The sequence below is a fragment of the Pseudomonas moorei genome, assembly GCF_042846945.1.
Taxonomy (GTDB): domain Bacteria; phylum Pseudomonadota; class Gammaproteobacteria; order Pseudomonadales; family Pseudomonadaceae; genus Aquipseudomonas; species Aquipseudomonas moorei.
In genome coordinates this window covers 3,027,508-3,050,579 of sequence record NZ_AP035776.1, presented here as the reverse complement: position 1 = coordinate 3,050,579, position 23,072 = coordinate 3,027,508, and the positions used below count along the sequence as shown (strand labels likewise).

The following is a 23,072-nucleotide window of genomic DNA, read 5'->3' as shown; positions in this document are numbered from 1 at the left end:
AGTATCGACCATGACTTCTATCGTAGTCGATGTCTGCTTGAGCCGTTAAATCACCTTGGCAGGTACACCCACAACCACTACGCCATCAGGCACCTCGCTGACGACTACCGCGCCAGCCCCAATGACTACATTACTGCCAATGCGAACCAATTGCCTGACACTGGCACCGATTCCGACCCAGCTCCGGTCTCCCACGCTGACACCACCGGCCAATCTGGCGCCCGGGCTGATGTGGACACTTTCCCCCAATTCACAATCATGGTCGACACTGCAACCCGTATTGAGAATCGCTCCTAGCCCGATTTTCGCGTCCGCATTGACCACCGCCCCGGCAAAAATGACAGAGCCGAGGCCGACACTGGCATATTGGCTGACAGTTGCCATTGGATGAATCAATGTCACGACAGGAGCTACCGCATCGGCCATCGCCGCAAGCTTCTCATGTCGAACACTATTATTGCCGATAGCAACAATGACGCCCTGATAGCTCTCAAGTCGAGTGTACAACGCTGCAAAATCGCCCACCACGAGCCAGTTACCATTGCGCGTGAAAGACGGCCAAGCGTCATCGTAAAAGTCCACTTGGTCCCAACCGCAGCATTGAGCTGTGTCCGCCACGACCTTCCCATGTCCGCTGGCCCCTAGAATCGCCAGTTTTTTCATGGTTTGTTACCCGTGAATTTGGACATAGTGACTTCGCCATCCCCACTGATACCCTCTTTAACGAGCACCTTTTTCACGGTCATGAAAATGACCTTGAGGTCGAGCCACAAAGATTGGTTGTCGACATACCAGATATCCAGCTTGAACTTCTCATCCCAACTCAGCGCATTGCGGCCATTGACTTGCGCCCATCCGGTTACCCCTGGACGAACCTCATGACGACGATTCTGTTCCGGGCTATATAGAGGCAGGTATTCCATCAGCAGTGGTCGAGGCCCGACCAGGCTCATGTCCCCCTTAAGGACATTCCACAGCTCAGGCAATTCATCGAGGCTGCTGGCGCGCAGGAAACTACCAAAAGGCGTCATTCGCTCCGAATCGGCCAAAGGTTGTCCATCGGCATCTACAGCGTCGCGCATGGTCCGAAACTTCACCATCTCGAAAGGTTTGCCACCACGCCCGGGGCGAACCTGCCTGAAAAGGACAGGCGAACCGAGCTTTTTGCGAATGTTCCAAGCTACGATAGCCATCACAGGAGCTAGAAGTATGAGTGCACACAATGAAGCGCAGATGTCGATGAACCGCTTGAACATTTATTGACCCGAATATTGATTGGCTGTGCACGTGTAAACAATGCTGCATGTGTCTAAGACGGAATTTCTCCCTCTCGAGCGGCTATAACGCCGCTTTTTGCACACGGCAGTCGAATCACCTTTTACAACGCTGGCAGCGGCAAATTAAGTGACCCTATCCATCATAATCTCAAAGGCAATCACAGTAATCAAAATTGGATTCTGCTTACAGCTGCTACGAAAGAGATAAAACCGACCTGATTCCTCTCGCCTCCGGCACCTGGCCAACGGCTGCTCCCGTTATACCATTTCCAGCACTATAGCCCGGCCAAATGATGGAAAATATCGATGCCCTGAAGGCAAAAAATTCGAAGACGACCATTTGCGCCTGAAACAATGAATCGCTCTATTCTCGATTCTTGCTTCCCGAAAACGCCCTCTCTCCCTGCCCGGAATGACCAGAACAGGCCGAGTTCTGCCTCCGATTTTCTTGAGCTATCTGTGACTGGTCCCCACCCAACCTGCTCGATGATGCCTACGCACGACTCACCCAAGTGAACATTTATCTGCGAGTGCGGCACCAACTCATGCCACTTGCCAGAACCGCCCTATCCAGTATCATTCCCCACCTCCAGACCATGCTGCCTTGCTGCTGGCGACCACGCACGCATCCTAAAGGACTTTGGAATGCTGCCCATCGATCACTCACACGTACATCGATGGAGGTCACAAGAAAAATTGCTTCCAAAACTCCATGGTTCACGACATGTTTTGCGATGCAAACCGTTTCCGGATGGACACCGGAACATTGATAAACCTATGTATGCGGAATAGGTAAATGGACTTGAAAAGCGGGCTGAACAAAATCCCTTGCTCTGTTTTCAGGCAATGGTCGGAATTTCTTGTTGAACATGTTGATTTTCCCGGTCTTTTTTTTCCACATCGATTTCCCAGGTTGCGGATGGCAGTTGCTGGAGCTGGAGCTGGGTGCATCAGCAGCATTGAATTGAAGCAGTGTGAACAACCTACGGACATGGCACTTTGCCTTCGCACAATATCAATTATGTATCCAATTAAGCCGAGTCGTTACGGTGGTGATCGTCGCTGCTGCCAAGGCACAAAAGATCGAATGGATACTGGATGCCTTTGTGCTTAGAACGATCCCCCCGACCACCTTGTTACGTGTCTGCTCTGGCGTAAACAAGAAACAGAACGCAGACTGGCGGCGCCAATCATGGGAGCTGCTCTCCTGCAAGCGTTCGCAACCGAGTTCATAGTCATCTATGTCAGTCATACCGACGGCGCTGAAACCTTGGGTAGCTACAAACCCGCCCATGACCCTGGCGCGCGTTCCTGTTTTGACCATCCTGAAAATAAGCAGGAAGTCCACAAACCAGGCTTCGACATGCTGATCCCGGCCGGTAACGTGGGAGTATTGTTGATTGGCGCCTTGTATACATGGCTTCTGGTCACAACGTATCGAGCCAGATACCCGTATTCGCTGTCATTGCTGATCTTCCTGATGATTTTCCCCGGGAAGCACTTCATGCTCCGCCAGCCCGTATTCAGTCTGTATAGGATCATTCGCGCGCTAGCGGTCAGGGATGGCAGCTTCATTACCTCACGCGAAAAGCCTCAATCCAACTAATTTACAACGAGATTGCTCCATGTGCGGTATTGCAGGGTTCTGGCACCCTAACAGCCAAGGCAGGTACGACGGGCTGACGGCCCTTACCCGCATGACCAACGCCATTCTTCACCGCGGCCCCGATGACGCCGGAGCGTGGGACAATGGCGCCGGTCTTTTCCTTGGCCACCGCCGACTGGCGATAGTAGACCTGAGCTCGGCCGGTCACCAGCCAATGGCATCCCCAACCGGTCGCTATGTCATTGTCTTCAACGGTGAGATTTACAATTTCCAGGTCCTGCGCAAGTCGCTGGATGCAGCCCATCAGAGCCCACTGCCATGGCGCGGCCACTCGGACACAGAGGTGATGCTGGCGGCCTTCGAGCATTGGGGTATCCAGGAAACCTTAAGCAGGCTGGTCGGCATGTTCGCTCTGGCGGTATGGGACCGCACTCGCGAAACCCTTACTCTTGCGCGTGACCGGATTGGTGAAAAACCACTCTATTACGGCCTTAAGAAAGGCGCGCTACTCTTCGCCTCGGAGCTGCAGGCACTCGAGGCGCACCCAGGCTTTGACTCGGAAGTTTCGCGCGACAGCCTCGCTCTGCTCCTGAAGTATGCGTATGTGCCATCGCCGCATTCAATTTATGAAGGCATTCACAAATTGCCTCCAGGCACATGGATCGAACTCGATTACGCCGCACTGGAGAGTGGCAACGTTGGAGCGCCGCAGGCCTATTGGCAATTACCTGTTATACAACTCGGAAGCCACACGGGAATTTCCGATTCAGAGATGATCGACCAACTTGACGAGCTGATGCGTACAACCATCAGCGAGCAAATGGTGGCCGATGTGCCCCTCGGCGCATTCCTGTCTGGAGGCATCGACTCAAGCCTGATCGTAGGCATGATGCAATCGCTATCCTCTCAGAAGGTCAAGACCTATACGATTGGCTTTGACAATGCTGGTTACAACGAGGCCGAACACGCAAAAGCCGTGGCCCGTCACCTCGGCACCGACCACACAGAACTTTACGTTTCAGGCACCGACGCGTTGGACGTGGTACCGAAATTACCCGACATCTACGGCGAACCCTTCGCCGACTCATCGCAGATCCCGACCTATCTTGTTTCACAATTGGCGCGCGGCCACGTCACTGTGAGTCTGTCTGGCGATGCGGGTGATGAATTGTTCGGTGGATACAATCGCTATCAGTTCCTGCCCAATGTATGGCGCAAACTCAGTCGTGTGCCCGGCCCTGCCCGCAGGCTGGCAGCACGAATGATTGAGTCTGCCTCCCCAAGTCGCTGGGATTCCATCGCTAGCGGATTAACGCCGATTACCCCAACAAGCCTTCGTGTCAGACTACCTGGAGACAAGCTCCACAAACTCGCCACCGTCATGCGTCACGACACTCCTGGCTTAATGTATGATCGCGTGGTTTCACAGTGGCCAAATGCGAGCGACGTCATCATTGGCGCGCACTGCATGCCCAGCGCGGCATCCGTTGGGGACAGCGATTTCGCCTCCTGGATGATGCGCCAGGACACGCTGACCTATCTGCCTGACGACATACTGGCGAAAGTTGACCGCGCAGCAATGGCGGTCAGCCTCGAAACCCGCGTGCCGTTCCTGGACCATCGGATCGTCGAATTCGCAACGGCATTGCCGATGTCGTTCAAAGTACGCAATGGCAGCACCAAGTGGATTCTGCGCCAGCTACTCGATCGTTACGTTCCACGAGAGCTTATCGAGCGCCCTAAAATGGGCTTCGGTATCCCATTACATGAATGGCTGCGGGGCCCATTGCGTGACTGGGCCGAGTCCTTGTTGGACCCACAGCGATTGGCAAGAGAGGGTTATTTCACACCTGGCCCAATCCGGGCCGTCTGGGAAAAACACCTTCGAGGACAAGGAAACTACCAGCATCAGCTTTGGCCTGTGCTGATGTTCCAGGCATGGCTCGATCGAAAACGAGCCATCTGAATAAAAGATTTCATTTATTAGAGGAAAATCCATGTATATCAGAAAGATATCAGTGGTCGGGCTGGGTTATGTAGGCCTGCCCGTGGCTGTAGCATTTGGCAAACACGGGCCTGTAATCGGATTCGACATTAATGAAAGCCGTCTGCAAGAACTACGCGCGGGACAAGACCGCACGAACGAAATCACCGGCGAAGAGCTGGCGCAGACACAGATTGAATTCACCAGCAAGACCGAAGTTCTTGCTCAGGCGGACTTCCATATTGTAGCGGTGCCTACGCCGATTGATGACGCCCACCAACCAGACCTGACCCCGGTGCTCAAGGCCTCCGAAACAGTCGGTAAAGCGCTCAAACAGGGCGATATTATCGTCTATGAATCGACCGTTTACCCTGGCGTGACAGAGGACATCTGCGTTCCAATCCTCGAGCGCGTATCGGGATTGAAATGCGGCATCGACTTCACTGTGGGTTACAGCCCGGAGCGCATTAACCCGGGTGATAAGGAACACACATTCACCAAAATCAAAAAGGTGGTATCCGGACAAGACGCGGCCACACTTGAAATCGTGGCCGACGTGTACAGCACCGTGGTCACGGCTGGCGTTTACAAAGCGGCGTCCATCAAAGTAGCCGAAGCCGCCAAAGTAATCGAGAACACACAGCGCGATCTAAACATCGCCTTGATGAACGAGCTGGCTCTGATCTTCGACCGCATGGACATCGACACGATCGACGTCCTGGAAGCGGCAGGCACCAAGTGGAACTTCCTGAAATTCAAGCCCGGATTGGTAGGTGGACATTGCATTGGCGTGGACCCTTACTATCTAACCCACAAGGCCGAGAAGCTTGGATATATCCCACAGGTAATTCTGGCTGGCCGTCGCATCAATGACAGCATGGGCGCATTTATTGCCCAGCAGACGATCAAGCAGATGATCCATGCAGGCCATCCGATTGCTGGCGCCGTAGTCACAGTGCTTGGATTGACCTTCAAAGAGAACTGCCCTGATCTGCGCAACTCTCGTGTTATCGACATCATTCGTGAGCTCGAAGACTTCGGCGTCAAGGTACAAGTCTTCGATCCGGAAGCAGAGCCAGCAGAAGCCTTGCACGAATATGGTGTTTCACTGCTCAAGCTAGACCAACTCCAGCCTGCCGCTGCAGTCGTGGTTGCCGTTGCCCACGACACTTATGCGCACTGGACTAACGACGAATACCTGAAGCTGATGCACACCGCCCCCGTCGTCATCGATGTCAAAGGTGTTTGCGACGGCCCTGCACTGCAAAGTGCCGGCGCGCGCTTCTGGCGCCTTTAATGGAGAATCGCATGAATACTTACGAAACTTTACGTCAAAAACTGGTGGCCTCGCCGCGCACCTGGCTCGTTACCGGCGTTGCCGGCTTCATCGGCTCGAATTTGCTTGAGACACTACTTCAGCTTAATCAGAGCGTGATTGGTCTGGACAACTTCGAGACCGGCCACCAACGTAACCTTGATCTGGTGGAGCAGGCTGTTTCCGATACAGCCTGGGCACAATTCAAGTTTGTAGAGGGTGACATCCGTAAACTGGAAGACTGCCAACGTGCTCTGGCGGGAGGTGTGGACTATGTTCTTCACCAGGCGGCATTGGGCAGCGTACCCCGCTCGCTGGAAGACCCGATCCGCACCAATAGTACGAACATCGATGGGTTCCTGAACATGCTCGTCGCCAGCCGGGATGCCGGTGCCAAGCGCTTCGTCTATGCGGCATCCAGCTCCACATATGGTGATCATCCAGACCTGCCCAAGGTCGAAGACCGGATTGGTCGCCCACTCTCGCCTTATGCGGTCACCAAATATGTAAATGAACTGTATGCAGACGTGTTTGCGCGCTGCTATGGACTGGAGACCATTGGGCTGCGTTACTTCAACGTGTTCGGCCCAAGACAGGATCCCGATGGCGCGTATGCAGCGGTGATTCCAAAATGGTTCGGCGCCCTGCTCCGAGACGAACCCATTCATATCAACGGGGACGGTGAAACCAGCCGAGACTTCTGCTACGTGGCCAATGCCGTGCAAGCCAATATCCTGGCGGCTACGACAAAAGAAGCCGAAGCGGTAAACCAGGTATTCAACGTGGCTGTAGGCGACCGCACCACACTGAACGACCTGTTCGCTCATATCCGTGAACTTGCCAGCGCCGACAAGCCTGAGCTCAAGGATGTGAATCCAGTGTACCGTGACTTTAGAGCGGCCGATGTGCGTCACTCCCAGGCGGATATCAGCAAGGCACAATCGCTGCTTGGTTACGCTCCATCACACCGTATCGCCGCCGGCCTGCTGGCCTCTGTAACTTACTACACAACCTACGTAGGCAAGCATGTCTAAGATTGTCGTCATTGCCGGGCTCGCCGAATCGCTGATTCGGTTTCGCGGGGAACTTCTGGATGCTATGCAGGCTAATGGCCATGAAATAGCCGCCATAGCGCCCGAAGATGACGATTCAGTACGAAAGCGACTGGCCGAAAAAGGGATTGCATACCATGTTGTCCCGATGGCACGTGCCGGGGTAAACCCATTTGCCGACCTAAGCTACCTGCTTCGTCTCAGGCGGTGTCTACGTGAGATAAAGCCCGACGTGGCGCTCGCCTATACGATTAAGCCGGTGGTTTATGGCTTGCCTGCCGCACGCTTGGCTGGAGTCAAGCGGCGCTACGCGCTTATTACAGGGCTTGGTTATGCGTTTACCGAAGTCGAGGCAAGCGTCAGTCGCCGCCTGTTAAATCGTGTCGCATCGGGCCTGTACCGGTTCGGGCTACACTTCGCCAATGGTTTGTTTTTCCAGAACCCCGATGATCGACAGCTGTTCAAGGACCAGGGCCTTTTCAAGGCGGCTATTCCGGCCTGGATCGTCAATGGCTCCGGAGTCGACACTGATCGCTTTCCGGTAGCCCCCTTGCCTGCCCAGCCAAGCTTTCTGTTTGTGGGCAGACTGCTACGTGATAAAGGCATAATTGAGTATGTCGAGGCCGCTCGGGTAATGAAATCTACGCACCCGCAAGCGATTTTCCATTTAGTCGGCCCACTGGACTCAAACCCATCGGGAATCAACGCAGACGTGGTTGCTGGCTGGGAAAAAGAAGGGGTTATCCAGTATCACGGTGCAGTCAGTGATGTGAAGCCTTACCTCGCCGCCTGCAGCGTATTTGTGCTGCCTTCATACCGTGAAGGCACACCACGCTCAGTGCTCGAAGCAATGTCCAGTGGGCGAGCAATCATCACTACCGATGCACCAGGATGTCGTGAAACGGTACAAGACGGAGTCAATGGCATACTTGTGAGGCCTCGCGACTCGACTGATCTGGCGAAAGCTATGGCGCGCCTGGCAGACGCAAGCGAGTTGCGCGAGCAGATGGGTCGTATCAGTCGCGAATTGGCGGCACAAAAGTATGATGTACATCGGGTGAACGCAGCCATGATCGCAGCCATGGAGTTGGAGAACCAATAACTGGCCTGGCCTGGCGCGGTGTTAACATCCGACACCAAACCTGGACAGCTCTAGTTCCCTCCAATTCCATTGGCTCTGTGCCAAGCGCTTCTGCGACTGGCCTACTATGCCCTCATCGGATTCTGGATCCAGCCAGACAAGGGGCCTTCAAGTCCTGGTGACTCTGAATGAATTTAAACGTGCCTGACTCACGTAGAGAGTCGTGTGCCGGTGTTCGAGTCGAGTGTCCCACTGGACCAAGGCGTTGCGCTTGAGTCCAAATAAGAAGTTTGTTCATACCCACAAGGCCCCACCGTGTATCGTGTGTTGACCCAGAGTTTTGAGCAAACAGTCGATAAAAGGCTTCATAATTATACGGCTGATTCGATAACCGCATTGAAAACGCCGAACCATCCCAAGCCAATAAATGCGTTTACCGTCCAACTCTAATGGATTTAAACTATAAATATTCAGGGTACACTCAAGGTCTGACATGCCAGCAGAAGCAGAACACGGAAACAATAGATTAATCCCTCTTGAAGCTTACCGGGGAATAGCTGCATTTATTGTGCTTATTCACCACTTCTTCTTGGGATTTTCCCCATACACAACAGGGTTGCTTGAGCAACTACGAAACAAAGACAGCTTCATAGGGCAGCCGTTCTTTGCACTCTTCAACGGGACCGCGGCTGTCGGCTTTTTCTTTACACTTTCCGGATTCGTCTTGTGCTGGTCTTATTTCAACCATGAAAACCCACAAAAACTTCTTTTAGCGTTCATCAAAAGATTCCCGAGGCTTGCCGCCACTGTAACGATTACAACGGTCGGAAGTTACTTCTTATTCAGGCTTAATCTGTATTACTTTCACGAGGCCTCAAAAATAAGTCTGAGCCCATGGCTTGACGCATTTGCTAATGGATTGACTCCAGGGTTTGAACCAAGCTTCATCGACTCCATAGTTCAAGGGGTTACGACCTTTTTTACAGGAGAATACAGCTACAACAACAACCTTTGGACCATGAAAGCAGAGTTTTTTGGCAGCATAATTGTTTACATGCTTACTTGCTTTATCGCCTTAATCCTCGGATATCGCTTTTTATTTTACGCCCTAATGACAACTTCCATATCAGCACTATTTTACAACGACCTTATATTTCCTTTTGTTGTCGGCACGTTTCTTTCCTGCTATTTAGCCAAAAACAAAAAAGAGATCTCGTTCAAGGCATCTATAACGCTAATTATTTTTGGGCTGTTTATGCTTGGATATATGATTCCTGAAAAATCATATGCATGGGTATCACATACTCCTGACATCCTAAAGGCACATACAAAGACATTGCTTCATACACTTGGCTCTGCATGCATAATATTCGCCACCATGACCAATCGAAAATTATTTATGCGCCTGAACGGAAGCTCCTTGAGATTCATTGGAAAAATTAGCTTTCCACTATATCTTGTACACACTCTGATAATCTGCTCATTATCAAGCTACGTCTATCTGACATTAGCAAACCACGGAATCGGTAATCTACCAAATTTAATAACCGTCTTTATTGTTACTGCTGTCACCTCAATTGCGCTGGCACTTCCGCTATCAAGATTTGATGATTGGTGGGTTAAGCAGGTTAACTCAGTAGCACGAAGAATCTTGGCCGAGAAAAAAGTAATATATTGAGTTATGCACTTCCAAACACACCCAGCAATCACGGAAAAACAAAAAAAGGTAGTAAACCAGTATTGCTGTGCGGCCATTCAACTGCCAAATCCTTTCCATGCTCCCCCCTGTGCTCCCCTGTTCTAAAGCTGACCAAGAACAGGAGAACACCGGGGCTATTTATCGCAATTATCCTTTATCTTCCAACCACACTCTTGAAGATTTTATTCAAAATCATTACCTGTACGTGCAGAGTGTATCTAGTTTCCACTGCCATCCGCCCCGCTCGACCATAGTGTAATCGCTGATCAGCATTGCCTAAAAGCTTCTGCAAAGACGACTCCCACTCCGCTGAGCTATCGGCTAACAGCCCACATTGGTTTCCATCAACAATCTCGATATTCACGCCAACCGGAGAAGCAACTACGGGAACACCGGATGCCATATATTGAATGAGCTTATAGCCACACTTACCCTTCTCCCAAGGGCCATCAACCAACGGCATGATGCCTACATCTATTTGTCGTATGAAGTCGGCCTCACTGTCCTCTGACCAAGGCCGTACCTCTACGTCGATCCCGGGTAGTTCTTTAACAATCTCTGGCGTGGCTCCCATCAGCATGACCCGAGCCCCAAACTCATCGCACATCTTGCGAAGCACCTGCCCGATCTCGACTACATATTTTTGTGTCGAAGGTGAACCTATCCAACCAATAACCAGCGATTGACCACTAACATCCAGCTTGGCCAAATACCGGTTCTTATCGACTACGGTGGGAACAACAACTACATCTTTGGCGTCTGCCGCTCTTGCACGACTGGCCAGGTAATTATTTCCCGCAACCACGCATTGAGCATTACGCATTACGACATCAATTTTTCTACCCAAAACTTTGCGAATGAGCGAACTTGATGAAAGGTCATAAGCGTGGAATATTGCATCATCATAATCCACAACATAGGGCGGAGCAAAAGCTCTCAAAAGCCTCTCTACTGTGGCCGGAAAATACGGAAATACCTCCTTTTCTATCCAGATAATATCGTACTTACGGACGGTGAAAAGTACAAAAAAGCGCTTCAGATAACAATACAGGGACCGAAGAACTGGACGTTTGCCTGAGCTGTATAGACTCTTAAGGTAGGCATCATCAAACAAACACTGAACTACTACCTCGACGCCGCCTCTTTCAAGACTGGGTATATATTGAAGATAGCGAAGACGGCTGCTCGCCCCCAAACGAGAATACTTTGATAACAATAAAATTTTCATACTCAATCATGTCTCGCTTAAGAAGCTAAAAGCCAAACCTTATCGCGCCCAGACTCATAGAGCCACTTGCAGTCATAATCCAGAATCAGCTCGTCCGCCCCTTGAAAAGCCATCCAGGCAACCAACTAACCAGTAACCCGTAAGCGACCCAGGTTTCCTTGATAGAGGATAATGAGCCACGCAAAATTGAAATCGCGGTACGCGATAGTGGTTCAAGCAACAACGTACTTAACAGGACCGATGTAGCCCCTAAAAAACCAAAATGTATATATGAATAAATAATTTTACTACGCTGCGAGTAAAACAAACGTCGCGCCTTGATTTGATCTGAAGTCCCGCCACCTTTATGGAATGCCTGAATATTACTCAGAAACTCTATTCTCCAACCCTCGGATTTAACTCTTCGCGATAGATCAAGGTCCTCCAGATAAACGAAAAACCTTTCATCAAAGCCCTGCAAGTGATCGAAGATCTCACGCCGAATGAGATAGAAGGCCCCTATAACATGATCAACGGATCGATCACTCGCATGATCCCACTCCCTCATAAAATGACCGAGCTTGGGAATGAAGTGATCAAGACCAATGGTATGAGCAAGAAAACCCGGCACGGTTGGAAATCTTGTGCAGCTACGTGAAATTTCACCGTGTTCGTCTTTTAATTGTACCCCGCAGACACCAACATCTTGGTTGCCTGGTCGCTCCATATAATCAATTACAGATTGTAGCGATGCCGGAAAGACAGCTGCGTCCGGATTAAGAAAAAGAATATACTTTGCACTTCCATGTTTTGCACCCAAGTTGCAAGCCTTTCCAAACCCGAGATTCCGACCGACTTTAATTAACTCAACATCTGTCAGAGGGAGCAACAGCTTTTCTGACCCATCCGTCGAACCATTATCTACGACGATAATTTTCACTAGATCATTATCACCGCCCTGACCTATTGAAGACACGCACTGTAAAACCTGTTCGCCAGAGTTCCAATTCACAATAACTACGTCAATTTTATGATTCACGTGCAACACCCATGTCCGATTCAGTGCGACCAAAACTAACCAGCAAGGCTAAATACACCCAGAAGCTGGTTATATACTGCTGAGTAAAGTGCGGGTCCTCAACCATCAACGCCATCATAATGATCAAGAATCCAAAAAATACCTTTCGGTCACGACGAAACACTGTACGGCCTACGAAATAAAAGAAGCACAAAGATACCATAACCGCAGCGAGCGATTGTTCAATCAATGAAGTCATCCAAAAATTGTGAGCGGATAAGTCAAAATAAAATAGAGACGAATAATAACCAATTGGTTCAAAAGGGTGATTCGTCAGATAATCAATTTTCTCTATCAGAGTTTGTAATCGTCCATTTCCGGTCGCCAATATCTCAACATCCGTCCTTGAGGATAAAAAAGCGTCAAATCCGGAGAAATCCCAACCGACAAATATCACCATGTACGCGAAAAAAACACCAAGCACAAAACCTGAAATGGCACCCACCACAATGAGTTGCCGCAACCTAAAAACTACAAAAAACAATAAAAACAGCAAAATCATATTCGACCTTGAGAACGTCAGGCATATACCTGCCGCAATAAGCCAAAACATTAAAAAATCAGATTTCCGACGTTCATCCAGAATCGTGTATGACACCGCTGAGAGCAGTAAAACCTGCGCAATGGTATTGCTCGCCCCCCATGGGAGAGACATAGCCCCTCCAACATATCGCTCAAGTATTACCTGTTGAATACCAAGCTTCACGGAGCTAAATAGAAAATTAACAATGAAGTACGCTGCCAACACTCCACCCGAATATATTAAAATTCTTGCAAGTGTCTGGATCGACAACCGCTGACCTAGCACACTGCAAATCACTCCTAAATAAATGACAAAACCAAGCACATTAAAGAACGCTCTTACCGACGACTGAAACGGGCTAAAAGATAAAACCGTCATGGCAATAATCAACAATATATGGAGGAGTGGAAAAATGAAAAATCTCCAATCCATATCAGCCCAATAACGAAGAATAACCGGTAAGAAAACAAGCGTTGAGGCGATAAAAAAAGGTGTACCAAAACTCAATACCCCCCCATCCTCAGGTGATGTGCTAAAGCCCAACAACATCATGCCAGATACGAAACATATAAGGTATTTTGGAAGCCAGATCCTCAACACACCTTCACCGCTTAAATTTAGTAAAATAGAAAAGACCTAGCGCATCAAAAACGACTCGAAAGGTCCATGCCAATGCCGCACCCACGACACCAAAGTACGTAATTAGTATGTAAAGCGCCCCTATAAACATAGGCAACTCAATCAAATGCAAAATAGCGGTCTCTTTAGACCTGCCAGACGCATGCAAGAACGAATAATACATTGAACCTATTGCATTAAAGAACACACCAACACAAAGAACCCTCCCCACACAAGTAGATTGTTCCGAAACATATTGCCCGACCCAGAGATTCAAGATATAAGGCATCAATAGTGCAATACTACTCATTACACAGAACATGATAAGCGAAACTCTCAGCACCCAACGATTAAAGGTGCGATGTGCTTTATTTATATCTTCTTGCAGAAAACCAGCAATTACCGGGAATGCAACCGTAGTAATCGCTCCAACCAAAATCAATGCTTGCACCGTAATTTCATAAGGAATCACATAAGCAGTAACTGCCGCCGCGGATATCAGGATTCCGACAAAAAATCGGTCGGCCTGTACTAAAAACGGGCTAACAACACTGCTGACTGTTACCCAACCACCAAACTTTAGGAGCTTGTTGGCTTGCACTTTAGTAAACTTGCCGCCTTCATCATTCCCTTCTGGTAGGCATTGGTAAGCAAACTTCCTGTACATAAATAATGCGCCCCCTCGAGAAATCACCAAGGTTGCAATTAGCCAATATAACTCGCTAGTGAATTGCGCAACTAAGAATGGCGCGCCAAAATTTGCCGCACCTAGAGCAACACGCAAGAAGCTAATACTTTTAAAATTAAGATAGGCCTCATTCACCCCACGATAAGTGGCACTGACTGCCTGCATTGGTATAGCCACTGCAAGTAGCAGCAAAGAAATCAGAACCTCCATAACACTAACATTCTGTCGCGGTACAAAATTATACCCACCGAGACAACTGCCCAATACGATCAGAATGAATCCTATAATGCCGATAATCATCGTGATACGAACTGCAGTGCTAATTACATCGGGGATTTCATTCGCACTATCCCTCCCTCTCAGGGACGCCAGCCTTTGCGTAACTGCCCGGCCAACCCCCAGATCGAGCGCCCCGGCATAGCCAATCAATCCCCAAGCAAGCGCCAGGAATCCAAATCGCTCAGTGCCTATTACCGAAATCAAGCTTGGAACAGTCAGAGCAGCTATAAGCAGTGGCAAGCCTAGACCTAGCAGGTTCCAAATTATATTTTTATAGTGCACCACAAACCTCGATTGAATAAATTACGCAACGAGCCCATGGCCATGATGACCATTATCGTCTAGCCAGCATGAGTAAAAACATGAACCAAGGGTACTCGGCCACTACTCAAATAATAAATTTCATAGTTAATGGATCCGCTCAACATCAACTCTAACCGTTCGTATTTTCATTGCTACGATACCAAGGTATGCGGAAAACGGCGAAATAAATCTTCAAGCCCGATTGCGGTGTGATTTTGGCATCGCCGACGAATTTTTTCCTTGGAGATGTATCTTGGTTTTTTAACAACGGCGGCAGCATCTTGGAGATTTGCCTCACAACGACTCCAGCCACAACCCGGTGGTTGGGACTTCGAGTTTGGTGACAATCACATAATAGCTTGCCCGCTCGGCCATTGCAGTCACCGCCTGGCAGTTAGTGGCGTCCATAATCAGATAACTCTCCCAAAACGACCAGACGATCTTGTAGTATTCGATGGCCGTTAGGTGAATATTTAATGGCATAGGCTAGCGCTCTCGCAGCTCCGCACTCTGGATTCGCTTAGGACGTTTGCCGTAACCTGAAGAAAGCCGATCAGCTGCCGTTTCAGCTCCGACGTGGCTAGGCATAGATAGTAGGATAGATACATTTCGTGATTCGCACTTCGGGGAAGTCGACTCCAAAAGCTGTGTAGCCTGAAGAGAATTTGTCTTGGTGACCAGCTAACACGAAGTGTTTAGACAAACACCTGAACCTACTCAGATCTGGAAACAAACACTGCTGAAAACAAGACACATACCGAAGTCCTGCTTGCAACCTGGATGGCGTCATCGTGAAGCTTTCGAAAGTTGCGTATAATCTTACGAAAATAGTGCTGAGATAGCAGCCTGAAAAAGTTAAACCCTTGAAACAAACTGATTTAGTTTTCCATATAAAAATGCATTGGAATCATATTCAGAGTTGACGGGAGGCACTTCGCAACACTATTACCCCCCACCAAGTCGAAAAGCCTATCCTCAAACACCTAAATCGAGCGTAGTTCGCGACTGCGGCGGTGCAGGGTCCTGAATATTGCTACAAATATACCAATAACGCCACCCAGGAGTATCGACACAGCCAATATCAATACTTTCTTCGGTTTGATTGGCTTATCTGGTATCTGAATCGGGCCATCTATGCGAAAAACTGCCACGTCATTCGGGCTTACAGACAAGTCCTTATAAAAGGCTAGTTTTACTTGCAAAGCCCGAAGGTTTTTTATAAAAGGATCCCCCACCTTTCGCTCTTCGAGGTTTTTTATTTCAGCCAAAAGTGCTTTGCTACCGCGCATATATGTCAACTCGCCGTCCATGTTAGCTGACACTTCACCCGATAAATTTCCGCTGATGATTGGAGGCTTTTCCAAACCAATAGCCTCAGCCACACGGAGTGCCTCCCTCAGCTGGCTAATAAGATCCTGACGAGTTTTCTCACCATTCTCACGCAATACGCTTATCTGTTGCGTAAGATTACGTGCACGAACTTCGGCCTCCCTATTGACGCTATCAACCATCTCTTCAACGGCTAATACCCGAGCCATATCCACGTAAGCCCTCACCCACTCTACAGCCTTGGTCGAATCATTGCTCTGCATTGCCACAGACAAACGATCCGGGTTGTTTTTATCAGCAGGCGCGATAGTTAAATCATTGGAGAAACGAGCATAAAGACTGTCCTTAGAGCCGCCGCGGTCTGCTTCATTTAAAGACGGGAGATAGTACTTCTCGAAGAAACTCCGACGCAGTGACTCAGCTTGAAGATTACGTAAAAAAACATCATATACGTTTTTCACGCTATAAGGCGCCAGTTCCGACGCTTTTATTCGGCCATAGTTAAAATTGGCTATATCTTTCTGTGTCGGTGGAATAACGAACGCTTTAGCCTCATAAACAGGCTTACTAATAAGAGCATAAGCCCCACCAACTAAAGAAAATAACATAACAATAGCTAAGATCAGCCATTTTTGTAGCCATAACCCCTGAATGACCTCAATTAAGTCAATTTCATCGTCTGGCGTAACCTCAGCACGGTTGTTGAGCATTTATCACGTTTTCCTTCTTAGATTTCAACCACTATTTTGTCGGGAGTAGTCCACTCATTAGCTTGCGAGAGAAGTTGGTAGCCGTCCTCTCGGGAAAGTACCAAAAAAACCGGCGAAGCATGATGCTGGTTTCGCAAAACAAAAGCCAGACTCCCAAGGAGAGGTCGGAAACAAACATTGATTTTTCATATCTGGCTCTATGCCGCCCAGTGGCATCAACAAGGATTTGGATGTACCGCTAACCGATGATCCGACAAGGGTGGAGGCAAGCGTTTCCCTTATACACTCCAAACCGTTGTTAGCCACCAGTGAAAACCGCAACCTTAAAATGTGTTATTAGTATGCCAAACCTGCTTAAACAGAAGGTTGCCGCCTAAAAGATAGCGCGCTCGTTTTACTGCAAAGGCGATTCGAGTAGCTTCTCCAGATACTTGCCGTAGCCGGTTTTCTTCAGCGCTTGTGCTTGTACGCGCAACTGCTCAGCAGTGATCCAGCCGCGATTGTAAGCAATCTCTTCCAGGCAAGCCACTTTCAGGCCTTGGCGCTGCTCGATGGTATGCACAAAGTGACTGGCTTCCAGCAATGAATCATGAGTACCGGTATCCAGCCAAGCAAAGCCGCGGCCGAGCAACTCGACCTTGAGGGTTTTACGTTCGAGGTATGCGCGGTTGACGTCGGTAATTTCCAGTTCGCCGCGCTCAGAAGGCTTGATGCTCTTGGCAATTTTGACGACGTCGTTGTCGTAGAAATACAAACCTGTTACTGCGTAATTAGATTTTGGCTTCAGCGGCTTCTCCTCAATACTCAGCGCTTTGCCGCCCGCATCGAACTCCACGACACCGAATCGCTCAGGATCGGATACGTGGTAACCAAACACAGTTGCTCCATGCACTTGCGAGCAGGCGGAAAGCAGGTTTTCCGAGAAGCGCTGGCCGTAAAAAATGTTGTCTCCAAGAATCAGACAGCAAGGGTCCTTTCCGATGAACTCTTCGCCAATAATAAAGGCTTGTGCCAAGCCATCTGGGCTAGGTTGTTCGGCGTAGGTTAACTGGATGCCATAGCAGCTGCCATCTCCCAGGAGTTTGCGGAAACAGGGCAAGTCTTCTGGTGTGGAAATAATCAGGATTTCACGCATACCCGCGAGCATCAGCACCGACAGCGGATAAAAGATCATTGGCTTGTCGTAGATCGGCAGCATCTGCTTGGACACACCGAGGGTCAACGGATGCAAACGAGTGCCCGAGCCGCCAGCGAGGATGATGCCTTTGCGATTAGTCGTGCTCATTTATTTAGTACTTCCCTAAGCATTCGGTTTACGCCACTTTGCCAATCCGGCAAGTGTAGAGAAAAGTTGTCACGCAGCTTATGAGTATTCAAACGCGAATTCAGAGGTCTGCGCGCGGGGGTTGGGTAGGCCGTCGTTTCAATTGGTTTGATCGTCTTAACTGCGAGCTGCTCGCCTTGGGCTTGGGCAAAATCGATTACATGGCTAGCATAGCCGTGCCATGACACTTCGCCACTGGCCGCCAGGTGATACAAGCCCGACAGCTGAGGACGTTGCAGAACTTGCTGAATGGCCAACGCAGTCACGTCAGCAATCAGGTCTGCCCCCGTCGGAGCTCCAACCTGGTCGGCGATGACATTTAAGGTTTCGCGATCCTTGGCCAAACGCAACATGGTCTTGGCGAAGTTGTTGCCGCGAGCGCCATAGACCCAACAGGTACGGAAAATTAGATGCTTGCAGCCCGACGCGTTAATCGCCTGCTCACCAGCCAGTTTGCTTGCGCCGTAGTGATTCACCGGGGCGACTGCATCCGACTCTTGCCATGGCGCTGAACCTTGCCCGCTGAAGACGTAGTCCGTGGAATAGTGAATCAACCAGGCATCCAATGACGCGGCCTCTTCGGCCATGACTTGACTTGCCTGACCGTTCACACAGTCGGCCAATTCTGTCTCGGACTCGGCTTTATCGACGGCGGTGTAAGCCGCAGCATTGACGATGATATCCGGCTTGACCTGGCGAATCGTTACGCGCAAGGCTTCGAGATCAGACAAGTCACCACACAAGCCATCGACGGTTTGACGATCTAAAGCGATCAACTCACCAAGCGGCGCAAGAGAGCGTTGCAGCTCCCAGCCTACCTGGCCGTTTTTTCCCAGCAGAAGGATTTTCATGCCTTACTCGAACGATCCGCGTAATTCTGGTCAATCCACTGCTGATAGCTGCCGCTCTTCACGTGAGCTACCCATTCAGCATTGTTGAGGTACCACTCGACAGTCTTGCGAATGCCGGTTTCGAAGGTTTCTTGAGGCGTCCAACCCAGCTCACGTTGAATTTTGCTGGCATCAATCGCATAACGCTGGTCATGCCCAGGGCGATCCTGAACGTAAGTAATCAGACTGGCGTGCGGGCGATGAGCCGAGTCAGGACGCAGTTCATCAAGCAGCGCACAAAGGGTGTGTACTACCTCAATGTTCTGTTTCTCGTTATGGCCGCCGATATTGTACGTCTCACCGACTACGCCCTCAGTCACCACCTTGTACAGTGCCCGGGCATGATCTTCGACGTAGAGCCAGTCACGAACTTGATTACCCTTGCCGTAAACCGGCAATGGCTTGCCTTCCAATGCATTGAGAATGATCAGCGGGATCAACTTCTCCGGGAAGTGGCATGGCCCGTAATTGTTCGAGCAGTTGGTAACCAGCGTCGGCAGGCCATAGGTACGGGCCCAAGCGCGAACCAGGTGATCAGAACTGGCTTTGCTGGCCGAGTAGGGTGAGCTCGGCTGATACGGAGTGGTTTCGGTGAAAAGATCTTCCGGACCTTCAAGGTCTCCGTAAACCTCGTCAGTCGAAATATGATGGAAGCGGAAATTGGCCTTGCGCACTTCATCCAGCGAGGCCCAGTACTGGCGCGCGGCCTCCAACAGGGTGTAGGTGCCGATGATGTTGGTCTGGATAAATTCAGACGGCCCGGATATCGAGCGATCCACATGGGACTCTGCGGCGAGATGCATGATGGCATCCGGCTGATGCTCACGCAGCACGCGATCGATCTGATCACGTTCACAGATATCGACACGCTCGAACACGTAGCGTGAGTTTTGGCTGACTTCAGCCAATGACTCAAGATTACCGGCATAAGTCAACTTATCGACGTTGACGACTGAGTCGGTGGTATTGGAAATAATATGACGAATGACTGCCGAACCAATAAATCCTGCACCACCGGTTACTAGAATTTTCACGCGAAACCACACCCTTTAGTTACTGACAGGGCCGGCCTACCGAGCACTGTCTAATCCATGAATGCAAAAAACTGCCAGAGCTACGTCGATCGACATGGAGTTTCGCCGGTATCGAACAAAGGCAGCATTTTACAGCTTAATGAACAGTTTACTAATGGATATAGACAATCAGCGGCGCAAAATCGAAAGATGTCTCCTGCTCGTCGCAATCAGATAAGACGCTTGCGCGAAGCTCTGAACGATCGTCCCAGAAACCAGCTGAGCAGCGGCCCAATTAGCATGCCGATCAATAGCGCGAGAACCATCATCAGAGAGACCGGCAACTCCGGCCCAGCCCAACCGAGAAACAACAGTGACACCGACTGCTGGTTTTCGAGCACGAATGCCAGGATCACCAGCACCAGTAAAAGAATGAAGACACCAAGAAGTACCCGCTTGAAGTTACGCATGAGCAGCTCCTTGATGAACGCCGGCGGTCAAAGGACTTCCTCCTCATCCTCGTTCACACGATCGCGCAACTCTTTACCCGGCTTGAAATGCGGAACAAACTTGCCGTCAAGGCTGACGGACTGACCGGTTTTTGGATTGCGACCTACGCGCGGTGCGCGGTAATGCAGGGAGAAGCTGCCAAACCCACGGATCTCGATACGATCGCCTGTGGCCAGACATTGGGACATTTGCTCAAGCATGGTCTTGATGGCCAGCTCCACATCCTTTGATGAGAGTAGCCCTTGATGGGTGACAATTCGTTCGATCAACTCCGACTTCGTCATATTTTTCCCTTCTTATTCAAGCAGCTAGGAAAATCGCTCAAAAGGTTTTAGCACGCCCGGAAGAATTTGAACAGCCCGGGTTTGACATCCCCTCACCCCGCATGATCATCTGCAAATAACCAGCATCGTTCGCGTCCAATAGCCGGCCGGATTGAAGCCAAAGGGAAACTCATCCTCTTCCTTTACATCATCGGACCTGGCCACAACCTTGTAACCTGCACCCTTGCACTCCCTGGCTGCGCGCCTCTGACACTTCTCCCAACCAGAGCCCAATCCCGAACAGTCAATCTCAATACCACTGACTCCGCGCACCGCGTGAGTCTTGGCATTGGTGGTACAGCCCGCCAATGTCAGAACTGCTATTGCGACAATGAGCTTGTTCATTCACTTCCTTACGCCAAGCATTCGCCTGACCATCGTTCGACTCAGGCTAAGACTAGCTGCAAATAAACGATTGATCCTGTTAAAGAAAGAGACAACTGTTAGCGATATTGGTTTCCCCACACCAATGCCGCCATGACCCCTGGTAAATTCCGGACACAAAAAAGGCGACCGAAGTCGCCCTTTTTTACAGAAAGTCAGAACTTAGTTCTGTTTTTCCGCTTGTGCAGCACGCAGCAGGTCACCCAAAGTGGTGGCTACTGGAGCATCCGTAGCTACTGGCTTGTCGCGCAGGCTCTGGATAGCTTCTTTCTCGTCTTCAACGTCTTTCGACTTGATCGAGAGCTGGATTACACGACTCTTACGATCAACGCTGATGATCTTGGCTTCTACTTCTTCGCCTTCTTTCAGAACGTTGCGCGCGTCTTCAACGCGGTCACGGCTGATTTCGGAGGCTTTCAGAGTCGCTTCGATATCGTCGGCCAGAGTGATGATGGCGCCTTTAGCGTCAACTTCTTTCACGATGCCCTTAACGATTGCGCCTTTGTCGTTCTCTTGAACGTACTCGGAGAACGGATCGCTTTCCAGCTGCTTGATACCCAGGGAGATGCGCTCGCGCTCTGGGTCAACCGACAGGATAACGGTGTCCAGCTCGTCGCCCTTCTTGAAGCGGCGTACGGCTTCTTCGCCCACTTCGTTCCAGGAGATGTCGGACAGGTGAACCAGACCGTCGATGCCGCCGTCCAGACCAATGAAGATACCGAAATCGGTGATCGACTTGATGGTGCCGGAGATTTTATCGCCCTTGTTGAACTGGCCAGAGAAATCTTCCCATGGGTTAGATTTGCACTGCTTGATGCCCAGGGAGATGCGACGACGCTCTTCGTCGATGTCCAGAACCATAACTTCCACTTCGTCGCCGACTTGTACGACTTTCGAAGGGTGGATGTTCTTGTTGGTCCAGTCCATTTCCGAAACGTGAACCAGACCTTCAACGCCTTCTTCCAGCTCAGCGAAGCAGCCGTAGTCGGTCAGGTTAGTTACACGAGCGGTAACGCGAGTGCTTTCTGGGTAACGGGCTTTGATAGCAACCCATGGATCTTCACCCAGTTGCTTGAGGCCCAGGGAAACACGATTGCGCTCGCGATCGTACTTCAGAACCTTGACATCGATCTCGTCGCCAACGTTGACGATTTCGGAAGGATGCTTGATACGCTTCCAAGCCATGTCGGTGATGTGCAGCAGGCCATCGACGCCACCCAGATCGACGAATGCGCCGTAATCGGTGAGGTTCTTGACGATACCTTTGACTTGCTGGCCTTCCTGCAGGGATTCCAGCAGAGCTTCACGCTCGGCGGAGTTCTCGGCTTCGAGGACGCTACGACGGGAAACGACAACGTTGTTGCGCTTCTGGTCCAGCTTGATGACCTTGAATTCCAGCTCTTTGCCTTCCAGGTGCGTGGTGTCGCGCACTGGACGGACGTCAACCAGAGAACCTGGCAGGAACGCACGGATGCCGTTAACGTCGACAGTGAAGCCGCCTTTAACCTTACCGTTGATAACGCCCTTGACCACTTCTTCGGCTGCGAAGGCTGCTTCCAGAACAATCCAGCATTCAGCGCGCTTGGCTTTTTCACGGGACAGCTTGGTTTCACCAAAGCCGTCTTCAACCGAGTCCAGAGCAACGTGAACTTCGTCACCGACGTTGATGTTCAGCTCGCCAGCGTCGTTGTAGAACTGCTCAAGCGGGATGAGTGCTTCAGACTTCAGGCCAGCGTGAACGGTTACCCAGCGAGCTTGGTAATCGATATCAACGATAACACCGGTGATGATGGAGCCTGCCTGAAGGTTCAGGGTTTTTAGGCTTTCTTCAAAGAGTTCCGCAAAGCTTTCGCTCATTTTAATTCCTGTTGATGAGGGC

Annotated in this window: 21 protein-coding genes; 6 read left to right on the top strand and 15 right to left on the bottom strand. The window is 50.2% G+C overall.

From position 1 onward, the window contains the following. Positions 1-45: 45 nt before the first annotated feature. Both ACGJAX_RS14200 and ACGJAX_RS14195 read right to left on the bottom strand, forming a co-directional pair. Positions 46-663, bottom strand: a complete 618-nt coding sequence (locus tag ACGJAX_RS14200) for a NeuD/PglB/VioB family sugar acetyltransferase (RefSeq protein ID WP_390959544.1) — start codon at positions 661-663, stop codon at positions 46-48. Continuing rightward, on the bottom strand, positions 660-1,256 hold the full coding sequence (locus ACGJAX_RS14195; RefSeq protein ID WP_390959542.1) for a sugar transferase: 597 nt from the start codon (positions 1,254-1,256) through the stop codon (positions 660-662). The genes ACGJAX_RS14200 and ACGJAX_RS14195 overlap by 4 nt, the downstream gene beginning before the upstream one ends. Positions 1,257-2,469: 1,213 nt before the next feature. On the opposite strand from ACGJAX_RS14195, the gene ACGJAX_RS14190 reads away from it, so the two are divergent. From ACGJAX_RS14190 to ACGJAX_RS14165, 6 genes are all read left to right on the top strand, one after another. Then, entirely contained in the window at positions 2,470-2,883 is a 414-nt protein-coding gene (locus ACGJAX_RS14190) for a hypothetical protein (protein ID WP_390959540.1), read from the top strand. Positions 2,884-2,902: 19 nt separating this feature from the next. Continuing rightward, a complete protein-coding gene (gene asnB, locus ACGJAX_RS14185) occupies positions 2,903-4,849 on the top strand; it encodes an asparagine synthase (glutamine-hydrolyzing) (protein ID WP_390959538.1) in 1,947 nt (648 codons plus the stop codon). A 37-nt stretch (positions 4,850-4,886) separates the two neighbouring features. Further along, a complete protein-coding gene (locus tag ACGJAX_RS14180) occupies positions 4,887-6,164 on the top strand; it encodes a nucleotide sugar dehydrogenase (RefSeq protein ID WP_390959868.1) in 1,278 nt (425 codons plus the stop codon). An 11-nt stretch (positions 6,165-6,175) separates the two neighbouring features. Next, positions 6,176-7,216, top strand: a complete 1,041-nt coding sequence (locus tag ACGJAX_RS14175; RefSeq protein WP_390959536.1) for an NAD-dependent epimerase/dehydratase family protein — start codon at positions 6,176-6,178, stop codon at positions 7,214-7,216. Then, entirely contained in the window at positions 7,209-8,336 is a 1,128-nt protein-coding gene (locus ACGJAX_RS14170; protein WP_390959534.1) for a glycosyltransferase, read from the top strand. Before ACGJAX_RS14175 ends, ACGJAX_RS14170 begins: the two co-directional genes overlap by 8 nt. A 472-nt stretch (positions 8,337-8,808) precedes the next feature. Beyond that, positions 8,809-9,993 carry an acyltransferase family protein gene (locus ACGJAX_RS14165; protein ID WP_390959532.1) on the top strand — a complete coding sequence of 395 codons (1,185 nt, stop codon included), beginning with the start codon at positions 8,809-8,811 and terminating at the stop codon, positions 9,991-9,993. A gap of 175 nt (positions 9,994-10,168) precedes the next feature. On the opposite strand, the gene ACGJAX_RS14160 is transcribed toward ACGJAX_RS14165, so the two are convergent. From ACGJAX_RS14160 to rpsA, 13 genes are all read right to left on the bottom strand, one after another. Beyond that, positions 10,169-11,242, bottom strand: coding sequence for a glycosyltransferase (locus ACGJAX_RS14160; RefSeq protein ID WP_390959866.1), 1,074 nt, complete (start codon positions 11,240-11,242; stop codon positions 10,169-10,171). An 85-nt stretch (positions 11,243-11,327) separates the two neighbouring features. Then, positions 11,328-12,260 carry a glycosyltransferase gene (locus tag ACGJAX_RS14155; RefSeq protein ID WP_390959531.1) on the bottom strand — a complete coding sequence of 311 codons (933 nt, stop codon included), beginning with the start codon at positions 12,258-12,260 and terminating at the stop codon, positions 11,328-11,330. Next, positions 12,250-13,374 carry a hypothetical protein gene (locus ACGJAX_RS14150; protein WP_390959529.1) on the bottom strand — a complete coding sequence of 375 codons (1,125 nt, stop codon included), beginning with the start codon at positions 13,372-13,374 and terminating at the stop codon, positions 12,250-12,252. The genes ACGJAX_RS14155 and ACGJAX_RS14150 overlap by 11 nt, the downstream gene beginning before the upstream one ends. 52 nt (positions 13,375-13,426) lie before the next feature. Then, on the bottom strand, positions 13,427-14,689 hold the full coding sequence (locus tag ACGJAX_RS14145) for an oligosaccharide flippase family protein (protein ID WP_390959527.1): 1,263 nt from the start codon (positions 14,687-14,689) through the stop codon (positions 13,427-13,429). A gap of 315 nt (positions 14,690-15,004) precedes the next feature. Beyond that, a complete protein-coding gene (locus tag ACGJAX_RS14140) occupies positions 15,005-15,193 on the bottom strand; it encodes a hypothetical protein (RefSeq protein WP_390959525.1) in 189 nt (62 codons plus the stop codon). 500 nt (positions 15,194-15,693) lie between these two features. Beyond that, entirely contained in the window at positions 15,694-16,749 is a 1,056-nt protein-coding gene (locus ACGJAX_RS14135) for a Wzz/FepE/Etk N-terminal domain-containing protein (RefSeq protein ID WP_390959523.1), read from the bottom strand. Positions 16,750-17,143: 394 nt separating this feature from the next. After that, a complete protein-coding gene (rfbA, locus tag ACGJAX_RS14130) occupies positions 17,144-18,034 on the bottom strand; it encodes a glucose-1-phosphate thymidylyltransferase RfbA (protein WP_390959521.1) in 891 nt (296 codons plus the stop codon). Further along, complete coding sequence (rfbD, locus tag ACGJAX_RS14125) at positions 18,031-18,924, bottom strand: dTDP-4-dehydrorhamnose reductase (RefSeq protein WP_390959519.1); 894 nt, start codon at positions 18,922-18,924, stop codon at positions 18,031-18,033. The genes rfbA and rfbD overlap by 4 nt, the downstream gene beginning before the upstream one ends. Then, the gene (gene rfbB / locus ACGJAX_RS14120; protein ID WP_390959517.1) at positions 18,921-19,997 is read right to left on the bottom strand and encodes a dTDP-glucose 4,6-dehydratase; all 1,077 of its coding nucleotides are present in this window, start codon (positions 19,995-19,997) and stop codon (positions 18,921-18,923) included. Before rfbB ends, rfbD begins: the two co-directional genes overlap by 4 nt. A 209-nt stretch (positions 19,998-20,206) precedes the next feature. Then, a complete protein-coding gene (locus ACGJAX_RS14115) occupies positions 20,207-20,446 on the bottom strand; it encodes a lipopolysaccharide assembly protein LapA domain-containing protein (protein ID WP_390959515.1) in 240 nt (79 codons plus the stop codon). A 27-nt stretch (positions 20,447-20,473) separates the two neighbouring features. Next, entirely contained in the window at positions 20,474-20,770 is a 297-nt protein-coding gene (gene ihfB, locus ACGJAX_RS14110; RefSeq protein WP_033055808.1) for an integration host factor subunit beta, read from the bottom strand. A 105-nt stretch (positions 20,771-20,875) separates the two neighbouring features. Further along, positions 20,876-21,154, bottom strand: coding sequence for a hypothetical protein (locus ACGJAX_RS14105; RefSeq protein WP_090317915.1), 279 nt, complete (start codon positions 21,152-21,154; stop codon positions 20,876-20,878). A gap of 201 nt (positions 21,155-21,355) precedes the next feature. After that, a complete protein-coding gene (gene rpsA, locus ACGJAX_RS14100; RefSeq protein ID WP_047527094.1) occupies positions 21,356-23,050 on the bottom strand; it encodes a 30S ribosomal protein S1 in 1,695 nt (564 codons plus the stop codon). Positions 23,051-23,072 lie beyond the last annotated feature (22 nt).